We start from the raw sequence: 26,940 nt of genomic DNA on the forward strand, positions 1-26,940 counted from the left end.
TTATCTGGAGATGTTTCATGCGTAGCCCTTTGATTGTCGCCACCCTTGGCCTGTTTCTGCTCGCCGATGTAGCGCAGGCACAAACTGTCGTGCAGACCAGTAACATCATTGTCCGGGCTTTTGGCCGCACCATCGATTTCACCTCGGACACCACCACCTCCATACGCGATTCAAAAGTGGTACGTGAAGCCCACGATGACGCCGCTACATTTGTCGCCAGCCAAGGCAACATTCGTGGCGTGCAGTTGGAATCGGCTTTCAGCACCCTGCGTGACCGCGTACCTGAAGCCCGCAATGCCAGTGATCAAGACCTCGCCGAAGCCATCCTCGCTCTGTGAGGCGGTTAACTTGCTGGCTCGCCGCCTGTGGCCTGCTGCTGATCGGCAACAGTGCCCAGGCCGCGCTGCACCTGCAACTCAAGACCGAAGGTCTGAGTCCGGCTGAACAACAGGCCAGCCAAGCCCTGCTGGACGAGGCCATGCAGCGTTTGCCACCGCGCTTTATTGAGCAACTGGATCGCCAGATTCTGGTCGGCTGGACGGATGACATGCCAGGCAATGCCTATGGGCAAGCGTCGCTGACTTCAGAACTGGACCTCAATCGCAAATTGCTGGCCGGGCTGGTCGATGGGTCTGCCGCTACCCAGCAGACCCAACGCCCTCACGGCACAGTACGGCGTGAAATGCTTGCCACGGTGTTGCATGAGCTCACCCATCTCTACGACCGCGCCCGCCTCTGGCCAGCCGCACAGCGTACGCTGATCCAGCGCTGTACCCGGCAAGCTGGCAGTGCAGGGATTATTGGTCTGCCGGATCAATGCCGGGGCCAGACCGATCGTCGTTTTACCCTCAGTGACGACCCGCGCCTGCTCGACCTCGCGGGCTGGCAGCAATATGTGGGCCGCCGGGGTGAGCGCGAGCAAGACAACCATCAGGTCGTACGCAGCCCGGATCTATACGAAGTCAGCAGTCCCAAGGAGTTTGTCGCGGTCAACATGGAGTACTTCCTCCTCGACCCCGCTTACGCCTGCCGCCGTCCGGCACTGTACCGCTACTACCAGCAACACTTCGGCTGGGCCCCCGCAGCCAAAGACGAATGCCCCAAAGGCTTCGCCTTTTTAAATGCCGGCAACGACTTCGCCAAACAGCCGCTGGGCACCGTCGACCCGGAACGGGTGTATGCCGTTGATTACCTGTTGGCTGAGGCTAACCAGGAGTGGGCCAGCCGCTGGGGTCACAGCATGCTGCGCCTGGTCATCTGCGCACCAGGGCGACCACGCGGCCCCGACTGCCGCCTCGATCTGCAAGAGCACCTGGTGCTGTCCTATCGGGCGTTCGTCAATGATGTACAGCTCTCCAGCTGGGATGGCCTGACCGGGGCCTATCCTTCGCGCTTGTTTGTATTGCCATTGGCGCAGGTGATCGACGAATACACCAAAACTGAACTGCGCAGCCTGGCGTCGGTACCGCTCAAATTGAGTCGCCCGGAAATCGAAGAAGTGGTTGAGCACGCGGCAGAGATGCATTGGAGCTACGACGGTGATTATTACTTCGTATCCAATAACTGCGCCGTGGAGACCTTGAAACTGCTGCGCAGCGGCAGTGACAACAGCCAACTAAAGGGCCTGGACAGTATCGTCCCCAATGGTTTGCTGGAGGTGCTCAAAGCCCGCAATCTGGCAGATACCAGTGTGCTGGATGATCCCCGCGAGGCACTGCGCCTGGGTTATCGCTTTGATTCGTACCGAGATCGCTACCAGGCGATGTTCGATGTCCTGAAAACCCGTTTGCCGATCAAGCAAACCTCGGTCGAAGACTGGATGGCCCTGAGCGCTGACGAGCGCCGCCCCTGGTTTGAAAAGGCCGACCTGCGCACCAGCGCCGCTCTGCTGCTGTTGGAGCAGGCCAGTTTTCGCAGACAGCTGCTATTGGCTCAGGATGAGGTCAAGCAGAAGTATCTGGGCGCCCGCGGACTCAAGGATGGGGGCATGGATAAAGCCAACAAAACCCTTCAGGAAATTCTCGCCAGCAGCGGCTACCTCAGCCGCCCGGCCGAATTGCTGGGCAGTAGCGGCTACGGCTTGCCGCAGGCCAAGGAATGGGCCTTGCTCGAGTCAGAAAGCAGCCAGCGCCAGCAGCAGCTACTACGCCTGACCGGTGATCTGGACAAAGAAGTGCGTACCCTCTTGGAACCCGCCCGCGCTGCAGAGATCGCCGCCACCGAAGCCAACACCAAGCAGATCGGCGAACACCTGCGGGCGCTCCACAAAGCGGCAGGCGGGTTACAGCTGCCGTAGCAAGGCGTTACGCCCCCGGCACAAAGTGCTTCTGCGCTGTGCCGTGGGCGATCAGCCGTGAGAGGTAGTTCATTTTCTCGGCATCCTGATCGACGAAACGAAAGGTGAGTTGCAGCCAGTCGCTGTCCGGTTTGGGCTCGTACGCCACGATGGCATGCAAGTAGCCATTCAAACGCGCCACTTCCGCCTTCTCGCCTTGCTCAAGGTCCAGTACCGCGCTGTCCAGCACCTGAGGCAACACATCCCCGCGACGCACCACCAGCAGCGCCTCCTTAAGGCTCAGCGCCTTGATCACACACAGCTGGGTACCACTGGGCAACCGCAGTTGCCCCTGGCTACGGTTTGTCAGCGCCGGTGTAACCGGAGCCGATGACTGGCGAGCTACTGGCTCCGGGACCGGCGCAGAGGCAGAGGCAGAGGCAGAGGCAACAACCTGCGCCTTGCCGCCAGTCAATGCATTCAGTGAGTCGTTACCAAAGGCCGAATTGACCCGTGACGGTGAACTCGCCATCACCGCATTCAGCAGGCCGGCTTTGGTAAAGGCCTTCTTCACTTTGGTCAGTAGCTGTTCGTTGGTAAAAGGCTTGCTTACAAAGTCCGAAACACCAGCCTGTATCGCCTGCAGCACATTCTCTTTGTCACCCCGGCTAGTGACCATGATGAATGGCAGCGTTTGCAGATGATCCTGTTCACGGCACCAGGTCAAGAGTTCAAGGCCTGACATCTCGGGCATTTCCCAATCGCACAGCACCAGGTCGAACGATTCGCGGATCAGCAGGGACTGTGCTTTGCGACCGTTGACCGCGTCTTCGATCCTGATGCCCGGAAAATAGTTACGCAGGCAATTTTTAATCAGGTCGCGAATAAACGACGCATCATCTACCACCAGCACACTGACCTTGCTCATCGACTGCTCCTTTAAAATCCTGACAACCATGCGCCAAATAGTGGCCATGTGCCAAGATCGATGGGCACCCCGACTGCATTAACGTCCGCAGAGCACCTGAATGTGAACGCTGAAAACCAAAACGCCCGACATGAGCCGGGCGTTTTTTGTCTCAGGCAGTCTTACTTATCGTCAGACCGAGGCTCAACATTAGGCTTATCACCGGCTGTTCCTTCAACTTCCTCGCGCATGCGCTTGAGGCCCATGTGCCTCACGTCAGTTCCGCGCACCAGATAAATCACCAACTCTGAAATATTCCGTGCGTGGTCACCGATGCGCTCCAGTGATCGCAGTACCCAGATGATGCTCAGCACACGGGTGATCGAGCGCGGGTCTTCCATCATGTACGTGGCCAGCTCGCGCAGAGCGGTCTTGTATTCGCGGTCGATGATTTTGTCGTATTGCGCCACCGACAGAGCCAGATCGGCATCGAAACGAGCAAACGCGTCCAGAGCATCGCGCACCATGTTGCGCACCTGGTCGCCAATGTGGCGCACCTCAACGTAACCCCGCGGCGCCTCGCCTTCTTCGCAGAGCTGAATCGCCCGACGGGCAATTTTGGTTGCCTCGTCGCCAATGCGCTCAAGGTCAATCACCGACTTTGAAATGCTGATGATCAGACGCAGGTCAGAGGCCGCAGGCTGACGACGGGCCAGAATGCGCAGGCATTCTTCGTCGATATTGCGCTCCATTTGATTGATCTGGTCATCGATCTCGCGCACTTGCTGAGCCAACCCGGAGTCGGCCTCGATCAACGCCGTCACCGCATCGTTGACCTGTTTCTCGACCAGGCCGCCCATCGCCAGCAAGTGGCTGCGCACGTCTTCGAGTTCCGCGTTGAACTGCGCGGAAATGTGATGGGTGAGGCCATCCTTTGAAATCATGGTTTTGCTCCGCAAAAGCTGTGAGCTGCAAGCCAAAAGCTGCAAGCTGATTGTGTCGTTACGCCAAACTGCCTTACTTGCCGCAGAAGCTGAAAACTGGCGGCGGCCAACTAGCCATATCGACCGGTGATGTAGTCTTCGGTCTGTTTTTTGGCCGGGTTGGTGAACAAGGTATCGGTGTCGCCGTACTCAACCATTTTGCCCATGTACATAAACGCGGTGTAGTCGGAAACTCGCGCCGCCTGTTGCATGTTGTGAGTCACGATGACGATGGTGAACTTGGACTTGAGCTCGTAAATCAGCTCTTCAACCTTCAGCGTCGAGATCGGGTCGAGAGCCGAACATGGTTCATCGAGCAGCAACACCTCAGGCTCGACGGCAATGGTCCGGGCAATCACCAGACGCTGTTGCTGACCACCGGACAGGCCCAGTGCCGAATCATGCAGGCGGTCCTTGACCTCCTCCCACAACGCCGCCCCCTTGAGAGCCCATTCGACCGCTTCGTCGAGGATGCGCTTTTTATTGATGCCTTGAATCCGCAGGCCGTAGACCACGTTTTCATAGATGGTCTTGGGGAACGGGTTTGGCTTCTGGAACACCATGCCCACTCGGCGACGCAGCTCAGCCACGTCTTCGCCCTTGCGGTAGATGTTGTTGCCGTACAGGTTGATCTCGCCTTCTACGCGGCAGCCATCCACCAGGTCATTCATGCGATTGAAAGTGCGCAGCAGTGTGGATTTACCGCAACCCGATGGCCCGATAAACGCCGTTACCCGTTGTTTCGGGATATTCAGGCTGACGTCGAACAGTGCCTGCTTGTCACCGTAGTAAAGGTTCAGGCCCGGTACTTCGATGGCAACGGCTTCATCAGCCAGGTTCAAGCTCTGCTTGCTGCGACCCAAGGCCGACATGTTGATGCCGTGGGAGGAGGATTCATGCTGCATGGGTTGCTCCATACGCTAAAAATTCGTATCGGTCGTTTCGTTCTGACCGGGCTTTTTATCTTCTGCAGGAGTGAGCTTGCTCTCGATCCAGACACCTCGGTCCCACCTTGAAACCCTACCGATGCCTTCACGAGCAAGCTCGCTCCTACAGGTATTTCGTTATCAGCTTTCCAGCGCCTTGTACTTCTCGCGCAGGTGGTTACGGATCCACACCGCCGACAAGTTAAGGGTCGCAATCACCAGAACCAGCAACAACGCGGTGGCATATACCAACGGTCGTGCGGCTTCGACGTTCGGACTCTGGAAACCGACGTCATAAATATGGAAGCCCAAGTGCATGATCTTCTGATCAAGGTGCAAGTAAGGGTAGTTTCCATCCAGCGGCAGCGATGGCGCCAGCTTGACCACACCCACCAGCATCAGCGGTGCCACTTCACCCGCGGCACGGGCCACGGCGAGAATCATGCCGGTCATCATGGCCGGACTGGCCATCGGCAGCACAATCTTCCACAGCGTTTCAGATTTGGTTGCCCCCAACGCCAGCGAACCTTCGCGGACGGTACGCGGGATCCGCGCCAGCCCTTCTTCAGTTGCCACGATCACCACCGGCACAGCCAGCAGCGCCAGGGTCAGCGAAGCCCACATCAGGCCCGGCGTACCAAAGGTCGGTGCGGGCAAGGCTTCCGCGAAGAACAACCGGTCTACCGAACCACCCAGCACATACACAAAGAAGCCGAGACCAAATACGCCATAAACAATTGCCGGGACACCCGCCAGGTTGTTGACCGCGATACGGATCACACGGGTCAGGGTGTTTTGCTTGGCATATTCACGCAGGTACACCGCTGCCAGTACACCAAACGGCGTCACGATAATGGCCATGATCAGGGTCATCATCACCGTGCCGAAAATCGCCGGGAAGATCCCGCCTTCGGTGTTGGCTTCACGCGGATCCTGGCTGAGGAACTCCCAGATGTTACTGAAATACATACCCAGTTTTTGCCAGCTGTTCATCGCGTTCGGCTGGTAGGCCTTGACCACCTTGCCGATGCTGATTTCCAGCTCTTTACCGTTGGCATCACGGGCCGTGAGGCTGTCGCGGTTGAACTGTGCGTGCAGTTCACTCAAGCGATCCTCGATAGCCTTGTAGCGGGCGTTCAACTCGGCACGCTCAACTTCCATGTCAGCCTGGGCGGCAGCATCCAGCTCACCTGCCAGCTCCAGCTTGCGACCCTGCAAGCGAATGCGCTCAAGCCCGTAGTTGATGGCACCAATGTCTTTCTTTTCGAGCTGGCTGAGTTGCGCTGCCAGATCATTGACCCGTTTAACCCGGGCTTGCAGCTCTGGCCAGGCAGCAGCACCTTCAGCGACGACTTTGCCGTTTTCTTTGACATTGACCAGGTAACCGTAAAAGTTACCCCACTCGCGGCGCTCAATCGCCATCAGCTCCGGTGGCGTGGTCTGGTCCGTCAGCCACTCACCCACTACCCACGAGAAGTCGTTGCCGTTCAGGTCGCGGTTGCCGACCTTGATCAGTTCACGGGTCATGAACTCCGGGCCTTGCTCAGGCACCGGCAAGCCTGCACTTTTCAGGCGTTCGCGAGGCACTTCTTCCTTTTGCACCACTTCGCCGATCACCACGTGATTGGCATCACCCGGCACACCGTACTGAGCGTGCACCAGATCAGCCGGCCAGAAGTGGCCCAAGCCGCGCACCGCGATCACTGACAGCAAACCGATCGTCATGATGACCGCGATGGAAACTGCACCACCGCTGATCCAGACACCCGGAGCGCCGCTCTTGAACCAACCTTTGAGGGAATTCTGTTTCACAGACTTCTACCTTCCTTAAAGCGACGAATATTTCTTGCGCAGACGCTGACGGATCAGCTCGGCGAGCGTGTTCATGACAAAGGTAAACAGCAGCAGTACCAATGCGGAGAGGAACAGGACGCGGTAATGACTGCCGCCAACTTCCGATTCAGGCATCTCCACGGCCACGTTCGCCGCCAAGGTGCGCAGGCCTTCGAACAGGTTCATTTCCATGACCGGCGTGTTGCCGGTAGCCATGAGCACGATCATGGTTTCACCCACAGCGCGCCCCATGCCGATCATCAGCGCCGAGAAAATCCCCGGGCTGGCCGTCAGGATCACCACACGGGTCATGGTCTGCCAAGGTGTTGCACCCAGTGCCAGCGAACCCAGAGTCAGACCGCGAGGCACGCTGAACACCGCATCCTCGGCAATCGAGTAGATGTTCGGAATAACCGCAAAGCCCATTGCCAATCCCACAACCAAGGCGTTGCGCTGGTCGTAGGTGATGCCCAGGTCGTGAGAGATCCACAGGCGCATATCACCGCCGAAGAACCAGGCCTCCATGAACGGGCTCATGTACAGCGACAACCAGCCAATAAACAGAATTACTGGAATCAGAATCAGGCTTTCCCAGCCGTCCGGCACACGCAGACGGATCGACTCAGGCAAACGGCTCCAGGTGAAGCCCGCCACCAGAATACCGATCGGCATCAACATCAGCAGACTGAAAATCCCCGGCAAATGGCCTTCGACATACGGCGCCAGAAACAGGCCGGCGAAGAAGCCCAGAATCACGGTCGGCATTGCTTCCATCAGTTCGATAACCGGCTTGACCTTGCGGCGCAGGCTCGGGGCCATGAAGTAAGCCGTGTAGATAGCAGCGGCAACTGCCAGCGGGGCCGCCAGCAACATGGCGTAGAACGCCGCCTTAAGCGTGCCGAAGGTCAAGGGCGCGAGGCTCATCTTGGGTTCGAAGTCGGTGTTGGCCGCGGTCGATTGCCAAACGTACTTGGGCTCGTCGTAGTTCTCGTACCAGACCTTGCTCCACAGCGCGCTCCAGGACACTTCCGGGTGCGGGTTCTTCAAGGTCAGCGGCAGCAGCTTTCCACCCTCCTCGACAATGACGCGGTTGGCACGTGGCGACAACGCCATGACGCCCGGGCCTTCTGCAACTTTTTCAACCAGCAGGGTGCGATGCGCCGTGCTGTGGAACACGCCGATCTCACCGGCAGCATCCAGGGCCAGGAAGCCCTTGCGACGTTGTTCTGCGGTTATTTCAACAATAGGCGTGGTGCCCATCTGGAAGCTGCGAATGTGTTTGAAACGCTGCTCGCCATCCGGGTCACGGGCCATGAACCACTGGCTCAATCCACCGTTCGAGTTGCCGAAGATCAGCGAAATCCCGCCCACCAACTGCGCGCTGGCAGTGATTTCGGTGGTGGCATCGTCAGCCAGCTTGTAGCGTCCATTGAGGCTTTTGTCACGCAGGTTGAAGACGTCGGCCTGAGCGCGACCATTGATGACATACAACCATTGCTGGCGCGGATCGATAAACAGTTCTTTGACCTGTTCGGTCATCTGCGGCAGGTCGATACGGGTCTCAGAGTTTGTGACCTCGCCGGTCATCATGTTCTCTTCGCTGGCCAACGACAGCACGTGCAATTGAGCACCGGTCGAGCCCGCCAGCACCAGCGTCGAATCGTTCACACTGAGGTTCACGTGATCCAGTGAACGACCTTGCGGGTCGAGGACGATCGGCGTTTCACCGTAGGGATATTCGATGGCTGGAGAGATGGTTTTTTTACCATCCGGATAGCTGACTTTATAGGTATGGCGGAACACCAGGGTCTGGCCGTTGGACAGGCCCACCACTACTACGGGATTGCCGGGCTGGTCTTCACCCAGCGAGGTGACTTGGGTGTCGGCTGGCAGCGGCAAGTCAACCCGCGAAAGCTCCTCGCCATTCTTCACGTTGAAGAACAGCACCATCCCTTTGTCCGATACCCGCATACCGACCTGATTCTGCTCCTCGACGGAGATCATCAGCGGTTTGCCCGCATCCTGCATCCAGACCGGCGTCAATGCCTGCTTGGCATTCAGGTCTGCACCCTGGAACAGCGGGAACACGACGTAACCGAGGAAGAAGAAAATCAGGGTGATCGCGCCGAGCACGGCAAGACCGCCGATAAATACATACCAGCGGGTCAGGTGATCCTTGAGCGCGCGAATGCGACGCTTGCGTTGTAATTCAGGCGTATTGAAATCAATGCGCTTGGGAGCGGATGTCGTAGTCATTGGAGAGTTGGCCAGATCATTCATGCGCACACCCTAGCGATCCTGTATGACAAAAAGATGACAAAGCAGTGACGCAGAAAAGCCGCCGCCCAGTGGTGCTGGGAGCGGGGTGGAAAATAAGGGCGTGCAGGAGCGAATAACTCGCTCCTGCACCACTCCGCAATCAATCCCGGAGTGAAGGCGTTACTTCTTGGCGACGTCTGCGCCGCCTTCTTTCAAGCCCAGATCAGCCAGGGCTTTGGCAGCCACTTTGGCCGGCAGCGGAATGTAGCCGTCTTTCACAACCACTTCCTGACCTTGCTTGGACAGCACCAGCTTGATGAACTCGGCTTCCAGCGGGTTCAACGGCTTGTTCGGCGCCTTGTTCACATACACGTAGAGGAAACGCGACAGCGGGTATTTGCCGTTCAGTGCGTTTTCTTCGGTATCTTCAACAAACTCGGTGCTGCCTTTTTTGGCCAGCGGTACGGTTTTTACACTGGCGGTTTTATAACCAATGCCCGAGTAGCCAATACCGTTCAGCGAGCTGCTGATCGACTGAACCACCGAGGCCGAGCCTGGCTGTTCGTTTACGTTCGGCTTGAAGTCACCTTTGCACAGGGCTTCTTCCTTGAAGTAACCGTAGGTGCCAGACACCGAGTTACGACCGAACAGCTGCACCGGCTTGTTGGCCAGATCGCCGGTCACACCCAGGTCACCCCAGGTTTTCACATCGCTCTTGCCGCCGCACAGGCGCGTCGAAGAGAAAACCGCATCGACCTGTTCCATGGTCATGTGCTTGATCGGGTTGTCCTTGTGTACGAACACGGCCAGGGCATCAACCGCTACCGGGATGGCGGTAGGCTTGTAGCCGTACTTCTGCTCGAAAGCAGCCAGTTCGTTGTCTTTCATCTTGCGGCTCATCGGGCCCAGGTTAGCGGTGCCTTCAGTAATCGCAGGTGGTGCTGTCGAAGAGCCGGCAGCTTGAATCTGAATGTTTACGTTCGGATATTCTTTTTTATACGCCTCAGCCCACAGCGTCATCAGGTTCGCCAGGGTGTCGGAACCAACACTGGACAAGTTGCCCGACACGCCGGTTGTTTTCACGTAGGGCTGAATAGCCGGGTCAACACCAGCGGCAACTGCGTTAGCAGTCGCAACGCCTGCGGCGACAAAAGTCAGAGCCGCCATCACACGCTTCAGTTTCATGCCTTACTCCTAGCAAACGGGGTTAGATGAATCGGGGGCCAGTATCTGCAGGCCATGTGACTACTCTATGAACCGATTGTGACAATTAGATGAAAGGCCAGCATCCGGGAGCGAATGACTGGCCTTTAAAGAGAAGGGGGTCGGGGTGGGTTATACGCAATAGAACCTAATCAGCGGCCCTTTTTCCACAGGTAGGCGCCGACCAGCAAACCCATTGTACAAATGATGGCCACGTAATACGCCGGCCCCATCGCGCTTTCTTTGAGCAGCATGGTCACAGCCATTGGCGTCAGACCACCGAAGATGGCGTAAGCCAGGTTGTAGGAGAACGACAGACCACTGAAACGCACGACAGGCGGGAAGGCCTTGACCATCACATACGGCACAGCACCGATGGTTCCTACAAACAAACCACTCAAGGCGTACAACGGAAACAGCCAATCTGGATGCTGCAACAAGCTGTGATAGAAAACCCATGAGGTCACCAGCAATGCAGTGCAGCCCACCACAAACACCTTGCCCGCACCAAAGCGGTCTGCCAGCGCCCCTGAGGCAATACAGCCCAGGCTCAAAAAGACGATGGCCAGGCTGTTGGCTTGCAGCGAGGTAGTAGCCGAAAAGCCGTACACGGTTTGCAGAACAGTCGGCGTCATCAGAATGATCACGATGATGCCGGCAGACAGTAACCAGGTCAGCAGCATCGAGATCACAATCGCCCCACGGTGATCACGCAATACGGTCTTGAGCGGAACTTCTTCGGCCAGGGCCTTGCGCAGTTGCAGCTCGGCAAACACCGGCGTTTCGTGCAACCAGCGACGCAGGTACACCGAGAACAGTCCGAATACACCGCCCAGCAGGAAAGGAATCCGCCACGCGTAATCAGAGACTTCGACCGGGGTGTAAATCGAGTTGATGGCGGTGGCCACCAGCGAGCCCAGCAAGATACCCGCAGTCAGCCCGCAAGTCAGCGTGCCGCAGGCATAGCCCACATGGCGAGCCGGTACGTGTTCAGCCACGAATACCCATGCCCCGGGTACTTCACCGCCAATGGCCGCGCCCTGGATCACACGCATCAGCAGCAAAAGAATCGGCGCCCACATGCCGATCTGCGCATAGGTCGGCAACAAGCCCATGATCAGGGTAGGAACAGCCATCATGAAGATGCTCAAAGTGAACATCTTTTTGCGCCCCAACAGATCACCGAAGTGCGCCATCACGATGCCGCCCAATGGCCGAGCAAGATAGCCTGCGGCAAAAATGCCGAAGGTTTGCATTAGTCGTAGCCACTCAGGCATGTCCGCCGGGAAAAACAGCTTGCCGACCACAGTGGCGAAAAACACAAAAATAATGAAATCGTAGAACTCCAGCGCGCCGCCCAAGGCAGACAGCGACAAAGTTTTATAGTCGTTACGGGTTAACGGCCGCGCAGGCGGTGCTGCGCTGAAAGACTCTGTGATCATGGGGAATTGCTTCTCTTATTAGATTCGGCGAAAAAGCTGCAACTACGCCGGCAGATGCTGGGCAGACATGGAAAGATAACAAATTGCCTGTAAAAGCACAGAGCTAGACGCATGCCCCATTTAAAAAGCAGAATCTGAAGGTCGTCGGCTACGCTGTCGCCCGATATACTCGCTGGCCGAAGGATGCTTTTAAGGTTGCTGTGCGAAAACGCCCGCTGGGGAGTCCCAGCCGATTTCGCAGAGTTTCTCTTGGCGCGGCTTATGAAGAACGTGACGAACGTAGTATGTTCGGGCTGAATCGTTTTTCTATAGACGCTTATTCACCCGCAGTACACATGATGAATCACGGGTCAGAGGCCCTTCGGCATGCTAGAGCTCGAACAAGAAGATCCAATCCCGCAAGGCGACCTCGCCTTGCAAATCACCGCCCTCCCGCGCGAAACCAATGGCTTCGGCGATATTTTCGGTGGCTGGCTGGTGTCACAGATGGACCTCGCCGGTACCGCAATGGCCAGCAAGGTAGCGGGCGGACGTGTCGCCACTGTCGCTATTGATCGTATGGCGTTTCTGGTTCCTGTGGCCGTCGGCGCACAGTTGTCGTTTTACACCCAGGCACTGGAAATCGGCCGCAGCTCAATCCAGATGATGGTTGAGGTCTGGAGTGACGACCCGCTGTCCAGCGAGTGGCGCAAAGTGACAGAGGCCGTGTTCGTGTTCGTCGCCATTGATGGCAGCGGCCGCACGCGCTCCGTTCCACCCCGCCGTTAAACCCCACGGCACATCACCTGCCGAATGCTGCCCCAGTCATTGAAATAGAGAGCCTGCCATGCACCACATTGAGTCGGTCACCCTGGACGAACTGGAGTGCTGGCACTTCCAGCATGGTCAGGCACAACTGTTGATCGCCAAACAAGGCGCTCAGGTACTCAGTTACCAGGTTGGCGATGAGCCACCGGTTATCTGGCTCAATGAAAAAGCACAGTACAAGGCAGGCAAAGGCATTCGCACCGGCGTACCGGTGTGCTGGCCGTGGTTTGGCAACCTGGCCATGAATCCGCAAAGCGTGCAGGCCATGCGTCACAGCGATGAACCTGCCACCGCCCACGGTCTGGTACGCACCCTTGAGTGGGAAATCCTTGAAATCGATGATGCGGGTGAAGCACTGCATATCGAGCTTGGCCTGCCCCACCTCGAAGGCGGCCTTCCCGGCTGGCCCCACGATGTGGCACTGACCTTGAGTATCCGCCTTGATACACAGCTTCATATCAGTCTCACCAGCCATAACCGCAGCGATATTCCAGTCAGTATCAGCCAGGCACTGCACAGCTATTTCGCTGTCAGCGATGTGCGAAAGGTTCAAGTGAAAGGTGTGGATGGTCTGACATACATCGAGACGCTGGATGACTGGAAACACGTCAGGCAAACAGGTGATTTGACCTTTAGCGGTGAAACCGACCGCATCTACCTCGATACCCCACAGCAACTGAGCATCGTTGATCCTGATTGGGCCCGCAGCATTGAGCTGAGCAGCCGCGGCTCACGCAGCGCCGTCATCTGGAATCCGTGGATCGAACGCGCCAGGCAGTTCGACGACATGGCGGACGACGGCTGGCAACGCATGCTGTGCATCGAAACCGCGAACGTGATGAATGACATCATCACGCTTGAACCAGGCGCCAGCCACACCCTGGGTGTGAGTATCGGCAGCCAGCGCCTGCACGGTTAACCCGCCACACCGTCTGCAGGCCGTTTGCGCCTGCAAACTGTGTGCAGTGGCTACAAATCTGCCTCTTCCACGACCCGCACCTTACTCGCGTCCAATGCATAGGCAGCATCCGCCAGATCATTGCTGACGCTTTCGACCTTCAGCGCCCCCGTCACCCACAGCGGTGTGTAGATATCGTCCAGCTTCAGGCCATTGGGATAGCGCACCAGCACCAGCTGGTTAGGCGGTGGTGGGGGTACGTGAATGCAGGCGCCCGGGTATGGCACCAAAAAGAACAGAGTGCTGCGCCCCTGGGTATCGGTTTCCAACGGTACGGGATAACCGCCCAAACGGATCTGCTTGCCATTCATGGCTGCGACGGTTTTGTTGGAATACATCACGGCCGGCAGGCCTTTGCTTTGTTTCAAGCCACCCTTGTCTGTAAACGTTCCATTGGCCTCGGGCGAGTCATGGTCGATTTCAGGCATTTGTTCGAGGGCAATCTGATCCGACTTGGGCATGAGGTCCAGCCAGTCGGTTTCCGGCAGTTCTGCCGCGTGCACCAGGCCGCAGCCCAGCAAAAGAAAAGTCACTACAAGACGGCGCATGACAGGCTCAATAGAAATAGGGCTTATGACGCTGCGCATTCTAGCCCTCTCTACGACGGGCGCAGAGAGGACCCAGCGCTCAATCAGCTCTTTTTCGACACCAGGCCATAGATCACCAGCAAGATGACCGCGCCGACGACTGCACCGATAAAGCCGGCACCCTCGCCTGCCTTGTAGATACCCACTGCCTGACCACCATAGGTAGCCGCCAGCGAGCCACCGATACCCAACAGGATGGTCATGATCCATCCCATCTTGTCGTCACCTGGTTTCAAGAAACGAGCCAGGAGGCCAACGATCAAGCCGATAAAAATGGTTCCAATGATGCCCATGGGCGCTTCCTCTCTATTGATGACGTAAAGCCAAAGCCTAGTCAGCACTTTGGCATCACGCCATCAGAGAGCGGCGATAACCGAATGGTTCCCGCCGATTACCGATTCAGGCTTCGTTGATCAACGTCTCAACGCGCAGGATTTGCGCTTGCAGCGTCGCCATGTCGGCACAACGCAGGTTAGCGTGCCCAACCTTGCGACCGACCTTGAAGGCCTTGCCGTAGTGGTGCAAATGGCAGTCTGCAATCGCAACGACCTTCTCAACCGGCGGTACGCTGCCGATAAAGTTAAGCATGGCACTTTCACCGACCTTGGCCGTCGACCCCAGCGGCAGGCCGGCAATGGCTCGCAGATGGTTTTCGAACTGGCTGCACTCGGACCCTTCAGTGGTCCAGTGCCCGGAGTTGTGCACGCGCGGAGCGATTTCATTGGCCTTGAGGCCGCCGTCGACTTCGAAGAACTCGAACGCCATCACACCTACATAATCCAGCTGCTTGAGCACACGGCTGGAGTAGTCTTCAGCCAAGGCCTGCAGCGGGTGATCGGTGCTGGCTACTGACAACTTGAGGATGCCGCTGTCATGGGTGTTGTGGACCAACGGGTAGAACCGGGTTTCGCCATCACGACCGCGCACCGCAATCAGCGATACCTCGCCAGTGAATGGAACAAAACCTTCGAGCAAGCACGGGACACTGCCCAGTTCGGCAAATGTGCCCACGACATCAGCAGGCGTACGCAACACTTTCTGGCCCTTGCCGTCATAACCCAGGGTACGGGTCTTGAGTACGGCCGGCAGACCAATAGTGGCTACGCCAGCATCAAGGTCAGCCTGGGACTGGATGTCGGCAAACGCCGGCGTCGGGATCCCGAGGTCTTTGAACATGCTTTTTTCGAACCAGCGATCGCGAGCAATACGCAGGGCTTCGGCACTCGGATAAACCGGTACGAATTGCGACAGGAAGGCGACCGTCTCGGCCGGGACGCTTTCAAACTCGAACGTGACCAGATCAACTTCGTCGGCCAGTTGGCGCAAGTGATCCTGGTCGCCGTAATCGGCACGAATGTGCTCGCCCAATGCGGCGGCACAGGCGTCCGGAGCCGGGTCCAGGAAAGCGAAGTTCATTCCCAGCGGAGTACCCGCCAGGGCCAGCATGCGACCCAGCTGGCCGCCACCGATTACACCGATTTTCATCGTCAAAAACCTCAGGCTTCGCGCGGGTCTGGATTGTCCAGCACGCTGTCTGTCTGCTCAGCACGGAATGCTTTCAGTACGGTATGGAACTGTGGGTGCTTGGCACCCAGGATGCTCGCCGACAGCAGGGCAGCGTTGATAGCGCCCGCTTTGCCGATGGCCAGGGTCGCCACCGGAATGCCAGCAGGCATTTGCACGATCGACAGCAACGAATCAACGCCCGACAACATGGCCGACTGTACGGGAACACCGAGTACCGGCAAATGGGTTTTGGCTGCACACATGCCTGGCAGGTGGGCTGCGCCACCGGCACCGGCGATGATGACCTCAATCCCGCGGCCTTCGGCCTCTTCGGCATACTGGAACAGCAGATCCGGAGTACGGTGGGCTGAGACCACTTTAACTTCGTAAGGAATGCCGAGTTTTTCCAGCATATCGGCGGTGTGGCTGAGGGTGGACCAATCGGACTTGGAGCCCATGATCACGCCTACCAGTGCACTCATCGTCGCGCCTCTTCTCTTGGGCGCCCGCAGGCGCGTCAAAAAACAACAAGCCACGTGGAGAATCCGACGTGGCTTGTTATAGGAATTAAGGCCGGTCAAGCCAGCCGAAGGCCGCGCAGTATACCCAAAAAGGCAAACAAAACGCATATTCCCCCGACCATCTGCCTTTCACTGTAAAAACTGGCCCGGAGCCCGGTTTTACTGACTTTCAGGTCAAGCCAACAACCTCCGCAAGGGCTGGCTATGCAAGCGCCGGAGCTGGGGTTGAAGGGTTTTCCAGTTTACGCCACAACAACCGTACGTTCGCCTTGCGCACCAAGGCGCAGCGATACAGGCGAATCTCCAGCGGCACATGCCACTGCGGGCCGCCGCATACCACCAGCTCACCCCGCGCCAGCTCGGCCCGCACACTCAGGTGCGGCACCCAGGCAATGCCCAGCCCTTCAAGCGCCATGCTTTTAAGGCTGTCGGCCATCGCCGTTTCATAAATAGTGGTGAAGCGCAGACTGCGCTGGCGCAGCAACAAATTGACCGAGCGCCCCAAAAACGCACCCGCACTGTAGGCGAGCAGCGGCACACTGGCTTCCCCTTCCAGGTCGAACAATGGCTTGCCGTCAGCATCGGCAGCACAGACCGGAAGCATTTCGGTATTACCCAGGTGCAATGACGGGAAAATTTCCGGATCCATCTGCAACGCCGCGTCAGGGTCATAAAATGCCAGCATCAAATCGCAGCCACCTTCACGCAGCGCATGCACAGCGTCTCCGACGTTAGTCGCAACCAGCCGTGTGGCGATGTTCAACCCTTCGTTACGCAATTGAGCGATCCAGCGCGGGAAAAAACCCAGTGCCAGAGAGTGCGCAGCAGCCACTTGCATGACCTCACCTTGCCCGCCTTCGAGGTGATGCAGATGGCGCAAGACTTCACCCAGCTGCTCGACCACCGTACGTGCCGTCACCAAAAAAAGCTGCCCGGCCGCAGTCAACTCCACCGGGGTGCGGGAACGATTCACCAAGGTCAGTCCAAGTGCCGCTTCAAGACTTCGAATGCGTCGACTGAAGGCCGGCTGAGTGACAAAACGACGCTCTGCCGCCTGGGAAAAACTACGAGTGGCGGCCAGGGCACTGAAGTCCTCCAGCCATTTACTTTCTAGGTTCATTGAGTCCTCCCGGACGCGCACCAATTTGGGTCACACGCTCGACGCGCTCTCCGCGTCACGTCGCCATTATGCCGTTTATGCATAGGATAGTGTTTAAAGGCATTGGCCCTAAATTGGGCGCAGGCCTAGGATTCACAGCGTTCCGGCTCAGACCGGGTCCTTATCGAGATGATTTCTATCATGTCCTCCGCTGCATCTTTCCGTACCGAAAAAGACCTGCTTGGCGTACTCGAAGTACCCGCTCAAGCGTATTACGGCATCCAGACCCTGCGAGCGGTGCATAACTTCCGTCTCTCCGGCGTCCCGATTTCGCACTACCCAAAACTGGTCGTAGGGCTGGCAATGGTCAAACAGGCCGCTGCTGACGCCAACCGCGAGTTGGGCCATCTGAGCGATGCCAAGCACGCTGCCATCAGCGAAGCTTGTGCCCGCCTGATCCGCGGCGATTTCCACGATGAGTTCGTGGTCGACATGATTCAAGGCGGCGCTGGCACTTCAACCAACATGAATGCCAACGAAGTTATCGCCAACATCGCGCTGGAGGCCATGGGCCACCAGAAAGGCGAATATCAGTACCTGCACCCGAACAACGACGTCAACATGGCGCAGTCGACCAACGACGCCTACCCGACCGCGATCCGCCTGGGTCTGCTGCTGGGGCACGACGCCATGCTTGCCAGCCTCGATAGCCTGATCCAGGCATTCGCCGCTAAGGGTGAAGAATTCAGCCACGTCCTGAAGATGGGCCGTACCCAGCTGCAAGACGCCGTGCCAATGACCTTGGGCCAAGAGTTCCGTGCTTTCGCCACAACCCTGGGTGAAGACCTGGCGCGCCTGAAAACGCTGGCACCTGAACTGCTGACCGAAGTGAACCTGGGCGGTACCGCCATCGGTACCGGCATCAACGCCGACCCGCGTTACCAGCACCTGGCCGTTCAACGTCTGGCGACCATCAGCGGCCACCCGCTGGTTCCGGCAGCTGACCTGATTGAAGCCACCTCGGACATGGGCGCCTTCGTACTGTTCTCCGGCATGCTCAAGCGTACCGCAGTCAAGCTGTCGAAGATCTGCAACGACCTGCGCCTGCTGTCCAGCGGCCCACGCACCGGCATCAACGAGATCAATCTGCCTGCGCGTCAGCCTGGCAGCTCGATCATGCCTGGCAAAGTCAACCCGGTTATCCCGGAAGCCGTTAACCAAGTGGCCTTCCAGATCATCGGTAACGACCTGGCACTGACCATCGCAGCCGAAGGCGGCCAGCTGCAACTGAACGTGATGGAACCGTTGATCGCCTTCAAGATCTTCGACTCGATCCGCCTGCTGCAACGCGCCATGGACATGCTCCGCGAACATTGCATCGTCGGCATCACTGCCAACGAAGCACGCTGCCGCGAACTGGTCGAGCACTCGATCGGCCTGGTCACTGCACTGAACCCGTACATCGGCTACGAAAACGCCACCCGCATTGCCCGAATCGCCCTCGAAAGCGGTCGTGGCGTGCTGGAACTGGTGCGTGAAGAAGGCTTGCTCGACGATGCCATGCTCGACGACATCCTGCGCCCGGAAAACATGATTGCCCCGCGTCTGGTGCCTTTGAAGGCCTAACGCTGTAACACGCTCACCAGGTCGAGAGACTAGACACCTCTCACCTTTTGAGGGCTCGCAGATACATCTGCGAGCCCTTTTTTTGCCCGTAATTTGAGAGTTTCTTTCTCTAGTCAGTCGCGGGCGAAGGCAGCAACAAAGACCGAAAGACCTTCCGTAAACAGAACGCCAGCACGACCTGCGGCATCGTGTAGAGGCGGGAGACACATGAAAAATCAGTCACTTATGGAGACGCTTCCTACACGTATAGGTATAGTGCCGCCCCTCTTGCGTGTGTAGGCCTGCAATAGCAGCCACTGGCAACGCGAAAACAGCATCGTAAACCAAGCAGCAACATGGCCAGGGTCCATCGCCTACTTTTACGCCCCTCGCCTGGGATGTAACGCGATATTTCGATCCGGCCGTTTTGCCATCAGATAAAAACAGCGAGGAATAATCATGCTTGAAGTCATCAATGACTTCCTCTCAGGGAAAGTGCTCATCGTGCTCATGGTTGGGCTCGGGGGCTACTTCACGATTCGCTCGCGTTTCGTTCAGTTCCGTTACTTCCTGCACATGTTTTCGGTATTCAAAGACAGCTTGCGCAGCAGCGCCGGTGAACTGAGTTCGTTTCAGGCATTGATGCTGAGCCTGGCGGGCCGTGTAGGTGCAGGCAACATTGCCGGTGTCGGCATCGCCGTAACCCTCGGCGGACCTGGCGCAGTGTTCTGGATGTGGGTGACAGCCCTGGTCGGGATGTCCAGCAGCCTGATCGAATGTTCTCTCGGCCAGCTGTACAAGCGTCGTGACGCTGAAGGTCAGCTACGTGGTGGCCCGTCCTTCTATATGAAATACGGCCTGGGCAAAAAGTGGATGGGCCAGCTGATGGCCGTCTTGCTGCTGATCACCTTCGGTTTTGCCTTTATGGGCCTGCAAGCCCATGCCGTGACCCACTCGCTGCAAGATGCTTTCGGCTTTGAAACCAACTACTCGGGCCTGGCCATCGCCGTGCTGCTAGGCCTGGTGTTTATCGGTGGCATCAAGCGTATCGCTTCGGTGGCTGACCTTCTGGTACCGGTCAAGACCCTGGCCTATATCGCAGTCACCTTGTACGTGATTGTGCTGCAGTTCGATCACGTGCCAGCCATGCTGGGCCATATCGTCAAGAGCGCCTTCGGTATCGACCCGGTGTTTGGCGGCCTGATCGGCAGTGCCATTGTCATGGGCGTCAAACGCGGTGTATTCGCCAACGAAGCCGGTCTGGGCAGTGCCCCGAACGTCGCTGCCGTGGCCGATGTTGATCACCCGATTGCTCAAGGTGTGGTTCAGGCATTCAGCGTATTCCTCGACACCTTCGTAATCTGCACCTGCACCGCGTTGCTGATTCTGCTGTCTGGTTTCTACACTCCGGGCTTTGAAGGCGATGGCATTGCCCTGACCCAAAACTCCCTGGCGGCCGTTGTGGGCGAATGGGGCCGTGTATTTATCAGCGTGGCCCTGGCGCTGTTCGTGTTCACCTCAATGCTCTACAACTACTATCTGGGTGAAAACAACCTGCGCTTTCTGGTCGGTGAAAGCCGCAAAGCGCTGATTGGTTATCGCGTGCTGGTGCTTGTGTTGATTTTTTGGGGGTCGATCGAAAACCTGCAGACCGTCTTCGCGTTCGCCGACATCGCCATGACCATGTTGGCCTTCGTCAACCTGGTTGCCTTGGCGATGCTGTTCAAAATCTGCATGCGTGTACTCAAGGACTACGACGACCAGCGCTGTGCGGGGATCAAGACACCTGTGTTCGATTCCAGTAAATTTCCGGATCTGGATCTGGATCTGAAAGCCTGGCCGCCAAGATCGGTCGCCAAGGCCACAGAGACCAAACGCTGACACTCACGCAGCGGTTCTGACCAGAACCGCTGCGTTTTTGCTTATGGGGACTCATAAATGACCACTCATCACATCGCCCAACGCGTCATGGTGCTCTACACCGGCGGCACCATCGGCATGCAAGCCAGCGCCAACGGCCTGGCGCCCGCGTCCGGCTTCGAAGCGCGCATGGGTGAATTCCTCGCCAGCCAACCCCAACTGCAAGTGCCGCAATGGCGCTTTCGCGAGATGAGCCCGCTGATCGACAGCGCCAACATGACGCCTGCTTATTGGCTGCGTCTGCGTGCCGCGATTGTCGAAGCTATCGAACAGGACGGCTGCGACTCGGTATTGGTCCTGCATGGCACTGACACTTTGGCCTACAGTGCGGCGGCTATGTGCTTTCAACTGCTGGGCTTACCAGCACCGGTGGTATTTACCGGCTCCATGCTGCCCGCAGGTGTGCCCGACAGCGATGCCTGGGAAAACATCAGCGGTGCATTGACGGCCCTCGCACAAGGTCAGCCTCACGGTGTGCAGCTGTACTTTCACGGCGCGCTGCTGGCGCCAACCCGCTGTGCCAAAGTGCGCAGCTTTGGACGTAACCCGTTCATGGCGCTCAATCGCAATGGCGGTGCTGCCAAGGCCGAGACGCTCCCCGTCGCACTGAACTACAACCAGCCCCGACGCGAAGCCTGCGTGGGCGTATTACCGCTGGTGCCGGGAATCAACGCCGCACAGCTGGATGCCATGCTGAGCAGTGGCATTCAGGCGCTGGTGCTGGAGTGCTTCGGCAGCGGCACCGGCCCAAGCGACAACCCGGCATTCCTGGCCAGCCTGCAACAGGCGCAGAAGGACGGCATCGTAGTTGTCGCCATTACCCAATGCCATGAAGGCGGCGTGGAGCTGGACGTGTACGAAGCGGGCAGTCGTTTACGTGGAGCAGGTGTACTCTCGGGCGGCGGCATGACCCGCGAAGCCGTATTCGGCAAATTGCACGCCTTGCTGGGTGCAGACTTGCCCTTGGCTGAAGTGCGACGCCTGATCGAACTGGACCTGTGTTCAGAGCTGGCTTAAGTACATTCCCCCTCGGCACATAACTTGCTCGCTTCCAGCACCTTTAGGCAGGAAGCGAGCATGCCCCATTCCCATCTCACAACGCTCAATGCGGTCTCGCTGGTGCTCAGCACCTTCAAGGCCGAAGGCATGCCCAACGAGGTGCTGTTAGCCGGTAGCGGCATACGGGCTGCGGACTTGAGCCGCGCAGACAGCCGAATCACAACCGACCAAGAGATGCGCGTGTGTGCCAACGCCGTTGCGTTACGGCGCGAGATCGGGCTGGAGTTGGGGCTACGCATGCACGTGTCTTCATACGGCATGCTCGGTTATGCCCTGCTCACCAGTGCCACCTTAGGTGACGCTTTACGCTTGGCCCTGCGCTACCCGGCGCTACTGGGAACGTTGTTTGATTTAAGCCTTGAGGTTCAGGACGACATTGTCTGGTTTTGCGCCAATGGCTACCGAGAGAACCCGCAACTGGCTGTTTTCAACACCGAACTGTGTCTGGTTTCACTGAAGACTATTTGCAATGACCTGCTCGGTCAGCCTTTGCCCTTGCTAGCTGCGCGGTTCGCCCATAGCGCCCCGGACTACCGGGCTCAATACGGGAAGAGCCTCGACTGCCCACACCGTTTCGACGCTTCGGACAATGCATTTGCCTTTGCCAGACACTGGCTGGAGCACCCTTTGCCATTGGCAGATGCCGTCACTCACCAAGCGATGGCCGAGCGTTGTCGAAGACAAAACAGGGAATTTACCGGTCGCCAGACATGGCTGGACCGGATCCGCCAACTACTGGCCGACCAACTTCACGCCGCACCGGGCGTTGAGGGGCTGGCCGAACAAATGAACTGCTCACCTCGCACCCTGCGCCGGCATCTGCATGCCGTGGGCTGCAGCTACCAGGCCTTGCTCGATGACCTGCGCTTTGAGCGCGCCAAGAGCCTGTTAAACGAAACCGAATGGCCGATTTACCGGATCGCCGACACGCTGGGTTTCAGCGAGACGGCCAGCTTTCGACACGCGTTTATCCGCTGGAGCGGCGTATCACCCAGTCAGTTTCGCGCCTGAAAAATCTTGCCCATCGGTCGTTTCAGCTGGCCATGACCGAACGCCCCGTATTCTTTGTTGCTCAAAAAAGGGGCACTCGTGCGCTTGAAAGAGGCGAATTTCGGTCAATCATTTTGGCCATATTTATCCCCTTTTGGCCGCTCTGGCCGTTCTCTGAAAGATCCAACCCCGCAAGACTGTTACCCACCAGTTAAGCCTGCGGAGAATAAGAAAATGCTGACAATCTACTCGGATGATCACCATCTACATCACGGCCGCTGCGAGTTGATGGACGGCCAATTGATGCCTTGCTTTGAAATGCCCTCTCGCGCCGACCATATTTTGCAACGCGTAATAAACCGTGAACTGGGGCCTGTACATGCTCCACAAGACTTTGGCCGCACCCCTCTGGAGCGTATCCACAGCGCCGCCTACCTGGATTTTTTCCAGGGCGCCTGGGCACGCTGGAGCGAACAGGGCCGAGACGGCGATTTGCTGCCCTACACTTGGCCTGCCCGCACCTTGCGCTCAGTATTACCCACCAGCCTGCATGGCCAATTGGGGTATTACAGCTTTGACGGCGGAGCACCGATTACCGCAGGCACATGGCAGGCAGCCTATAGCGCAGCGCAGGTTGCCCTGACCGCTCAGGCGGAAATCCAGCGCGGCGCCCGCAGTGCATTCGCCTTGTGCCGGCCACCCGGTCACCACGCCGCAGGCGACTTGATGGGCGGCTATTGCTACCTGAACAACGCTGCCATTGCGGCTCAAGCCTTCCTCGATCAAGGCCGCCAGAAGGTTGCGATCCTCGATGTCGACTATCACCATGGCAATGGTACGCAGTCGATTTTCTATGAGCGCAACGACGTGCTGTTCACTTCGATCCATGGCCATCCTGAAGCCGAGTTCCCGTTCTTTCTGGGTTACGACGATGAACATGGCGAAGGCCCGGGCGAAGGCTTCAACTTCAACTACCCGCTGGCAGCAGGCTCAGCCTGGAGCCACTGGAGCGCCGCACTGGAACAGGCCTGCACCGAGATCGAACGCTACGACGCTGATGTCTTGGTCATTTCGTTGGGGGTCGACACGTTCAAGGACGACCCGATCTCCCAGTTCAAGCTTGATAGCCCGGACTACCTGCGCATGGGCGAACGCATCGCGGGTCTGGGGAAACCCACTCTGTTCGTGATGGAGGGGGGTTACGCCGTAGAGGAAATCGGCATCAATGCCGTCAATGTACTTGAAGGCTTCCAGCGTGCTACCGAGGAATGAAAACAATGAGCACTCTCACGCGATTCTTGACTCCCGCCCTGTGCGCCAGCGCTCTGCTGAGCAGCGCCGTACAGGCCGAGGAGCGTACCCTGCGGGTCTACAATTGGTTCGATTACATCACTCCGAAAACCTTGGTCGACTTTAAAAAAGACACCCAGGTGAAGCTGATCTACGACATTTTCGACACCAATGAAGCGCTGGAGGCCAAGCTGCTGACCGGTAATTCGGGGTACGACGTGGTGGTTCCGTCTAATGTGTTTCTGGCCAAGCAAATCGAAGCCGGGGTTTTTCAACCACTGGACCGCAGCAAGCTGCCCAACTGGAATCATCTGGACCCCAAGCTGATGAAGTTGATCGAGGCCAATGATCCGGGTAACCAATTCGCTGTGCCGTATATGTACGGCACCATCCTGATCGGCTTCAACCCGGACAAGGTCAAAGCTGCATTGGGTGAACATGCACCGGTCGACAGTTGGGACCTTATTTTCAAAGAAGAGAACATCAGCAAGCTCAAGCAATGCGGTGTTGCGCTGCTGGATTCACCCTCCGAAATAGTGCCGCTGGCGCTGCAATACCTGGGTTTGCCGCCTAACAGCAGCGATCCCAAGGACTACGCCAAAGCGGAGGCCTTGCTGATGAAAATTCGCCCGTACATCACCTACTTCCACTCCTCCAAATACATGGCCGACATCGCCAATGGCGATATCTGCGTAGCGGTAGGTTATTCGGGGAGCTTCTCGCAAGCAGCCAACCGGGCCAAAGACGCCAACAATGGTGTGACCGTCGACATGCGCCTGCCTAAAGAAGGTGCGCCGATCTGGTTCGACATGCTGGCGATCCCTAAAGGGGCCAAAAATCCGGAAGACGCCCACACCTTCATCAACTACTTGCTTGAGCCCAAAGTGATTGCGCCGATCAGCGATTTTGTCGGCTATCCCAATCCGAACAAAGACGCTACTGATCTGGTGGCCCCAACCATTCGCAACAACCCTAATTTGTACCCCACCGAAACAGCCATGAGCTCGCTCTACACCCTCACTCCGCTGCCACGCGAAGCCGAGCGTGTCCGGACGCGGATATGGACCAAGATAAAATCCGGAACTTAACGCAGCGCACCACCTTGTAGACGCGGGCTTGTCTCGCGTCTACAAGGGTGACGTCATGCCCAGGCCGCGCCCAATCGTTTCAATGCCGCCTTGATGTCCCTTTCCGGCACGGCAGCAAAGCCCAGTACTAGCCCGGCGCGGTTATCCACAGGCTCAACTGAGTCTTCTTGCCAATAACGGCTTAGCCCGTTGATTTCTACATCGACTGCCCCGGCCTGGGCCAGAAGTTGCTGCTCACGTTCAAGGCTTGCTACCGGTACGGCAACATGTAGCCCCGCCGCAATGCTCGGCAAAGCCCCCACGCCCGCCAGTCCGGATGGCCAATCGGCCATTAACGCGTTACGCCTGCTCAATGCGGCCCGACGCATACGCCGGATATGACGCTGAAAATGTCCCGTTGCCATAAATTCAGCCATCACCGCCTGAGTACTGACCTCGGAATGACGCATATCCAGCGAGCGTCGACGGGCAAATGGCTCGATCAAATCCGCAGGCAATACCAAATACCCCAACCGTAATGCCGGGAAGGCGACCTTGCCGAAGGTACCGACATAAATCACCCGTCCTTGCCGATCCAGCGCTGCCAAAGGTGCCAGCGGTGCACCGCTATAGCGATACTCGCCATCGTAGTCGTCTTCGACGATCCAGCCTTGGGTCCGCTCTGCCCAGGCCAGCAGCTCCAGTCGCCGGGCCAGGCTCATGGTGACACCGGTCGGGTATTGATGGGACGGTGTGACATAGGCCAGGCGACAGTTGTTCAAATGCGCCAGTGCAGAACAATCCATACCGTCCTGATCTACCGCCACACCCTGTACTTGAGCCCCGGCAATCGCAAAGGCATAAGCGGCAGCACGGTAGCCCGGGTTTTCCACAGCGACCCCCTCACCCGGCTCAACCAGCAGCTGTGCACAAAGGCTAATTCCTTGCTGCGCACCACTTGTGATCAAAATTTGATCAGCTGTACACGATAAACCCCGGGAAGTTCGCAAATAGGCCGCAATGAGCCCTCGCAAACGCTCATCCCCCGCCGGGTCGCCATAGCACAGCTGCTGCAAGTCCGGCTTACGCCAAAAAGCCGCCTGCAGCTTGCTCCATACCTCAAAAGGAAATAAGTCAAAAGCAGGTACCCCCACCCGAAATGCCCTGGGAGGACCACTTGGAGGCAGGTCAAGCGAGTGCGTAGCCACCCTGTTCAAGGCAGTGCTGTGGATAACTTTACTGGATGTAATTACAGGTATTTTTGCCGATTTTGTGGATAACCCTGGGGATAAGCTTGTTGAAAACCCTGTGGACAAGTTAGTGGACAACTTTTTTAGCGGTAGGGCTTTTTCCGGTAATTGCGCAACGTAAGTGCCATCACCAATCCGCCCTTCAATAAAGCCCTCGGCATACAGTTGGTCATAGGCCCGCACCACGCTATTGCGCGAAATACCGAGGGCTGTTGCGAGATCGCGACTGGCAGGCAACCGCGAGCCACTGCTCAAACGACCATCCAATACACGCTGGCGTAATGCCTGATAGAGCTGGCGGCTCAACCCCAGTTTAGGGTCTAGCTCAATACCGGCCGGGTTGAAGGCAATCGACAGCGCTGAGTCGGACATAAATTGGACCTGTGAAAATGACCATTAATGGCTCTTACAACAAGCCAATAGCCTGCCTAGGATGCAGTCATTCGCCAAGGA

At 57.6% G+C, this 26,940-nt stretch carries 23 protein-coding genes; 10 read left to right on the forward strand and 13 right to left on the reverse strand.

Annotated features, from left to right (window positions below):
- Positions 1–17: 17 nt before the first annotated feature.
- Together DQN55_RS21870 and DQN55_RS21875 are read left to right on the forward strand one after the other, a co-directional pair.
- On the forward strand, positions 18–338 hold the full coding sequence (locus DQN55_RS21870) for a DUF2388 domain-containing protein (RefSeq protein WP_048381653.1): 321 nt from the start codon (positions 18–20) through the stop codon (positions 336–338).
- Positions 335–2,296: a DUF7844 domain-containing protein gene (locus tag DQN55_RS21875; protein ID WP_048381651.1), complete on the forward strand. Its 1,962-nt coding sequence runs from the start codon at positions 335–337 to the stop codon at positions 2,294–2,296. The genes DQN55_RS21870 and DQN55_RS21875 overlap by 4 nt, the downstream gene beginning before the upstream one ends.
- A 7-nt stretch (positions 2,297–2,303) precedes the next feature.
- Here DQN55_RS21875 and DQN55_RS21880 read toward each other — a convergent pair whose 3' ends face one another.
- The 7 genes from DQN55_RS21880 to DQN55_RS21910 form a co-directional block, all read right to left on the reverse strand.
- The gene (locus DQN55_RS21880) at positions 2,304–3,203 is read right to left on the reverse strand and encodes a response regulator (RefSeq protein WP_048381649.1); all 900 of its coding nucleotides are present in this window, start codon (positions 3,201–3,203) and stop codon (positions 2,304–2,306) included.
- 161 nt (positions 3,204–3,364) lie between these two features.
- Positions 3,365–4,126: a phosphate signaling complex protein PhoU gene (gene phoU / locus DQN55_RS21885; protein WP_048381647.1), complete on the reverse strand. Its 762-nt coding sequence runs from the start codon at positions 4,124–4,126 to the stop codon at positions 3,365–3,367.
- A gap of 110 nt (positions 4,127–4,236) precedes the next feature.
- Positions 4,237–5,070 (reverse strand): phosphate ABC transporter ATP-binding protein PstB, encoded by an 834-nt coding sequence (gene pstB, locus DQN55_RS21890; protein ID WP_048381645.1) that lies wholly within the window; start codon positions 5,068–5,070, stop codon positions 4,237–4,239.
- A 162-nt stretch (positions 5,071–5,232) separates the two neighbouring features.
- The gene (gene pstA / locus DQN55_RS21895; protein ID WP_048381643.1) at positions 5,233–6,903 is read right to left on the reverse strand and encodes a phosphate ABC transporter permease PstA; all 1,671 of its coding nucleotides are present in this window, start codon (positions 6,901–6,903) and stop codon (positions 5,233–5,235) included.
- 15 nt (positions 6,904–6,918) lie between these two features.
- Positions 6,919–9,204, reverse strand: coding sequence for an ABC transporter permease subunit (locus DQN55_RS21900; protein WP_048381641.1), 2,286 nt, complete (start codon positions 9,202–9,204; stop codon positions 6,919–6,921).
- A 159-nt stretch (positions 9,205–9,363) separates the two neighbouring features.
- Positions 9,364–10,368 (reverse strand): phosphate ABC transporter substrate-binding protein PstS, encoded by a 1,005-nt coding sequence (locus DQN55_RS21905; RefSeq protein WP_048381639.1) that lies wholly within the window; start codon positions 10,366–10,368, stop codon positions 9,364–9,366.
- A gap of 170 nt (positions 10,369–10,538) precedes the next feature.
- Positions 10,539–11,828, reverse strand: coding sequence for an MFS transporter (locus DQN55_RS21910; protein WP_048381637.1), 1,290 nt, complete (start codon positions 11,826–11,828; stop codon positions 10,539–10,541).
- Positions 11,829–12,194: 366 nt separating this feature from the next.
- Here DQN55_RS21910 and DQN55_RS21915 point away from each other — a divergent pair, with 366 nt between their 5' ends.
- Both DQN55_RS21915 and DQN55_RS21920 read left to right on the forward strand, forming a co-directional pair.
- Positions 12,195–12,596: an acyl-CoA thioesterase gene (locus DQN55_RS21915; RefSeq protein ID WP_003438129.1), complete on the forward strand. Its 402-nt coding sequence runs from the start codon at positions 12,195–12,197 to the stop codon at positions 12,594–12,596.
- Positions 12,597–12,654: 58 nt separating this feature from the next.
- Positions 12,655–13,554: a D-hexose-6-phosphate mutarotase gene (locus DQN55_RS21920; RefSeq protein WP_048381634.1), complete on the forward strand. Its 900-nt coding sequence runs from the start codon at positions 12,655–12,657 to the stop codon at positions 13,552–13,554.
- Positions 13,555–13,604: 50 nt separating this feature from the next.
- Here the strand turns inward: DQN55_RS21920 and DQN55_RS21925 are convergent, their stop codons facing one another.
- The 5 genes from DQN55_RS21925 to DQN55_RS21945 form a co-directional block, all read right to left on the reverse strand.
- Positions 13,605–14,141, reverse strand: coding sequence for a DUF3299 domain-containing protein (locus DQN55_RS21925; protein ID WP_048381632.1), 537 nt, complete (start codon positions 14,139–14,141; stop codon positions 13,605–13,607).
- An 83-nt stretch (positions 14,142–14,224) separates the two neighbouring features.
- Entirely contained in the window at positions 14,225–14,473 is a 249-nt protein-coding gene (locus DQN55_RS21930) for a GlsB/YeaQ/YmgE family stress response membrane protein (RefSeq protein WP_048381630.1), read from the reverse strand.
- A 106-nt stretch (positions 14,474–14,579) separates the two neighbouring features.
- Entirely contained in the window at positions 14,580–15,665 is a 1,086-nt protein-coding gene (locus tag DQN55_RS21935; protein ID WP_048381628.1) for a 5-(carboxyamino)imidazole ribonucleotide synthase, read from the reverse strand.
- A gap of 11 nt (positions 15,666–15,676) precedes the next feature.
- The gene (gene purE, locus DQN55_RS21940) at positions 15,677–16,168 is read right to left on the reverse strand and encodes a 5-(carboxyamino)imidazole ribonucleotide mutase (RefSeq protein ID WP_003438120.1); all 492 of its coding nucleotides are present in this window, start codon (positions 16,166–16,168) and stop codon (positions 15,677–15,679) included.
- Positions 16,169–16,409: 241 nt separating this feature from the next.
- On the reverse strand, positions 16,410–17,327 hold the full coding sequence (locus DQN55_RS21945; protein ID WP_048381627.1) for a LysR substrate-binding domain-containing protein: 918 nt from the start codon (positions 17,325–17,327) through the stop codon (positions 16,410–16,412).
- Positions 17,328–17,507: 180 nt separating this feature from the next.
- Between DQN55_RS21945 and aspA the strand changes: the two genes are divergently transcribed.
- The 6 genes from aspA (at position 17,508) to DQN55_RS21975 (ending at position 25,258) form a co-directional block, all read left to right on the forward strand.
- Positions 17,508–18,932: an aspartate ammonia-lyase gene (gene aspA / locus DQN55_RS21950; RefSeq protein WP_048381625.1), complete on the forward strand. Its 1,425-nt coding sequence runs from the start codon at positions 17,508–17,510 to the stop codon at positions 18,930–18,932.
- 438 nt (positions 18,933–19,370) lie between these two features.
- Positions 19,371–20,792, forward strand: coding sequence for an alanine/glycine:cation symporter family protein (locus DQN55_RS21955; RefSeq protein ID WP_048381623.1), 1,422 nt, complete (start codon positions 19,371–19,373; stop codon positions 20,790–20,792).
- A gap of 57 nt (positions 20,793–20,849) precedes the next feature.
- Positions 20,850–21,848 carry an asparaginase gene (locus tag DQN55_RS21960; RefSeq protein WP_048381621.1) on the forward strand — a complete coding sequence of 333 codons (999 nt, stop codon included), beginning with the start codon at positions 20,850–20,852 and terminating at the stop codon, positions 21,846–21,848.
- A 60-nt stretch (positions 21,849–21,908) separates the two neighbouring features.
- On the forward strand, positions 21,909–22,901 hold the full coding sequence (locus DQN55_RS21965) for an AraC family transcriptional regulator (protein WP_048381619.1): 993 nt from the start codon (positions 21,909–21,911) through the stop codon (positions 22,899–22,901).
- Positions 22,902–23,114: 213 nt separating this feature from the next.
- The gene (locus tag DQN55_RS21970) at positions 23,115–24,152 is read left to right on the forward strand and encodes a histone deacetylase family protein (RefSeq protein ID WP_048381616.1); all 1,038 of its coding nucleotides are present in this window, start codon (positions 23,115–23,117) and stop codon (positions 24,150–24,152) included.
- Between the two features lie 5 nt (positions 24,153–24,157).
- Positions 24,158–25,258: a polyamine ABC transporter substrate-binding protein gene (locus DQN55_RS21975; protein ID WP_048381614.1), complete on the forward strand. Its 1,101-nt coding sequence runs from the start codon at positions 24,158–24,160 to the stop codon at positions 25,256–25,258.
- 53 nt (positions 25,259–25,311) lie between these two features.
- Here DQN55_RS21975 and pdxR read toward each other — a convergent pair whose 3' ends face one another.
- Complete coding sequence (pdxR, locus tag DQN55_RS21980) at positions 25,312–26,859, reverse strand: MocR-like pyridoxine biosynthesis transcription factor PdxR (RefSeq protein WP_048381613.1); 1,548 nt, start codon at positions 26,857–26,859, stop codon at positions 25,312–25,314.
- Between the last annotated feature and the right edge of the window lie 81 nt (positions 26,860–26,940).

This window comes from Pseudomonas taetrolens, from assembly GCF_900475285.1.
GTDB classification, from domain to species: domain Bacteria; phylum Pseudomonadota; class Gammaproteobacteria; order Pseudomonadales; family Pseudomonadaceae; genus Aquipseudomonas; species Aquipseudomonas taetrolens.

Bases quoted from the DNA above. Each gene is read 5' to 3' on its own strand.
- DQN55_RS21870 (WP_048381653.1), top strand. From the start codon at position 18: ATGCGTAGCCCTTTGATTGTCGCCACCCTTGGCCTGTTTCTGCTCGCC.
- DQN55_RS21880 (WP_048381649.1), bottom strand. From the start codon at position 3,203: ATGAGCAAGGTCAGTGTGCTGGTGGTAGATGATGCGTCGTTTATTCGC.
- phoU (WP_048381647.1), bottom strand. From the start codon at position 4,126: ATGATTTCAAAGGATGGCCTCACCCATCACATTTCCGCGCAGTTCAAC.
- pstB (WP_048381645.1), bottom strand. From the start codon at position 5,070: ATGCAGCATGAATCCTCCTCCCACGGCATCAACATGTCGGCCTTGGGT.
- DQN55_RS21900 (WP_048381641.1), bottom strand. From the start codon at position 9,204: ATGAATGATCTGGCCAACTCTCCAATGACTACGACATCCGCTCCCAAG.
- DQN55_RS21905 (WP_048381639.1), bottom strand. From the start codon at position 10,368: ATGAAACTGAAGCGTGTGATGGCGGCTCTGACTTTTGTCGCCGCAGGC.
- DQN55_RS21910 (WP_048381637.1), bottom strand. From the start codon at position 11,828: ATGATCACAGAGTCTTTCAGCGCAGCACCGCCTGCGCGGCCGTTAACC.
- DQN55_RS21915 (WP_003438129.1), top strand. From the start codon at position 12,195: ATGCTAGAGCTCGAACAAGAAGATCCAATCCCGCAAGGCGACCTCGCC.
- DQN55_RS21920 (WP_048381634.1), top strand. From the start codon at position 12,655: ATGCACCACATTGAGTCGGTCACCCTGGACGAACTGGAGTGCTGGCAC.
- DQN55_RS21925 (WP_048381632.1), bottom strand. From the start codon at position 14,141: ATGCGCCGTCTTGTAGTGACTTTTCTTTTGCTGGGCTGCGGCCTGGTG.
- DQN55_RS21930 (WP_048381630.1), bottom strand. From the start codon at position 14,473: ATGGGCATCATTGGAACCATTTTTATCGGCTTGATCGTTGGCCTCCTG.
- DQN55_RS21935 (WP_048381628.1), bottom strand. From the start codon at position 15,665: ATGAAAATCGGTGTAATCGGTGGCGGCCAGCTGGGTCGCATGCTGGCC.
- purE (WP_003438120.1), bottom strand. From the start codon at position 16,168: ATGAGTGCACTGGTAGGCGTGATCATGGGCTCCAAGTCCGATTGGTCC.
- DQN55_RS21945 (WP_048381627.1), bottom strand. From the start codon at position 17,327: ATGAACCTAGAAAGTAAATGGCTGGAGGACTTCAGTGCCCTGGCCGCC.
- aspA (WP_048381625.1), top strand. From the start codon at position 17,508: ATGTCCTCCGCTGCATCTTTCCGTACCGAAAAAGACCTGCTTGGCGTA.
- DQN55_RS21955 (WP_048381623.1), top strand. From the start codon at position 19,371: ATGCTTGAAGTCATCAATGACTTCCTCTCAGGGAAAGTGCTCATCGTG.
- DQN55_RS21960 (WP_048381621.1), top strand. From the start codon at position 20,850: ATGACCACTCATCACATCGCCCAACGCGTCATGGTGCTCTACACCGGC.
- DQN55_RS21965 (WP_048381619.1), top strand. From the start codon at position 21,909: ATGCCCCATTCCCATCTCACAACGCTCAATGCGGTCTCGCTGGTGCTC.
- DQN55_RS21970 (WP_048381616.1), top strand. From the start codon at position 23,115: ATGCTGACAATCTACTCGGATGATCACCATCTACATCACGGCCGCTGC.
- DQN55_RS21975 (WP_048381614.1), top strand. From the start codon at position 24,158: ATGAGCACTCTCACGCGATTCTTGACTCCCGCCCTGTGCGCCAGCGCT.
- pdxR (WP_048381613.1), bottom strand. From the start codon at position 26,859: ATGTCCGACTCAGCGCTGTCGATTGCCTTCAACCCGGCCGGTATTGAG.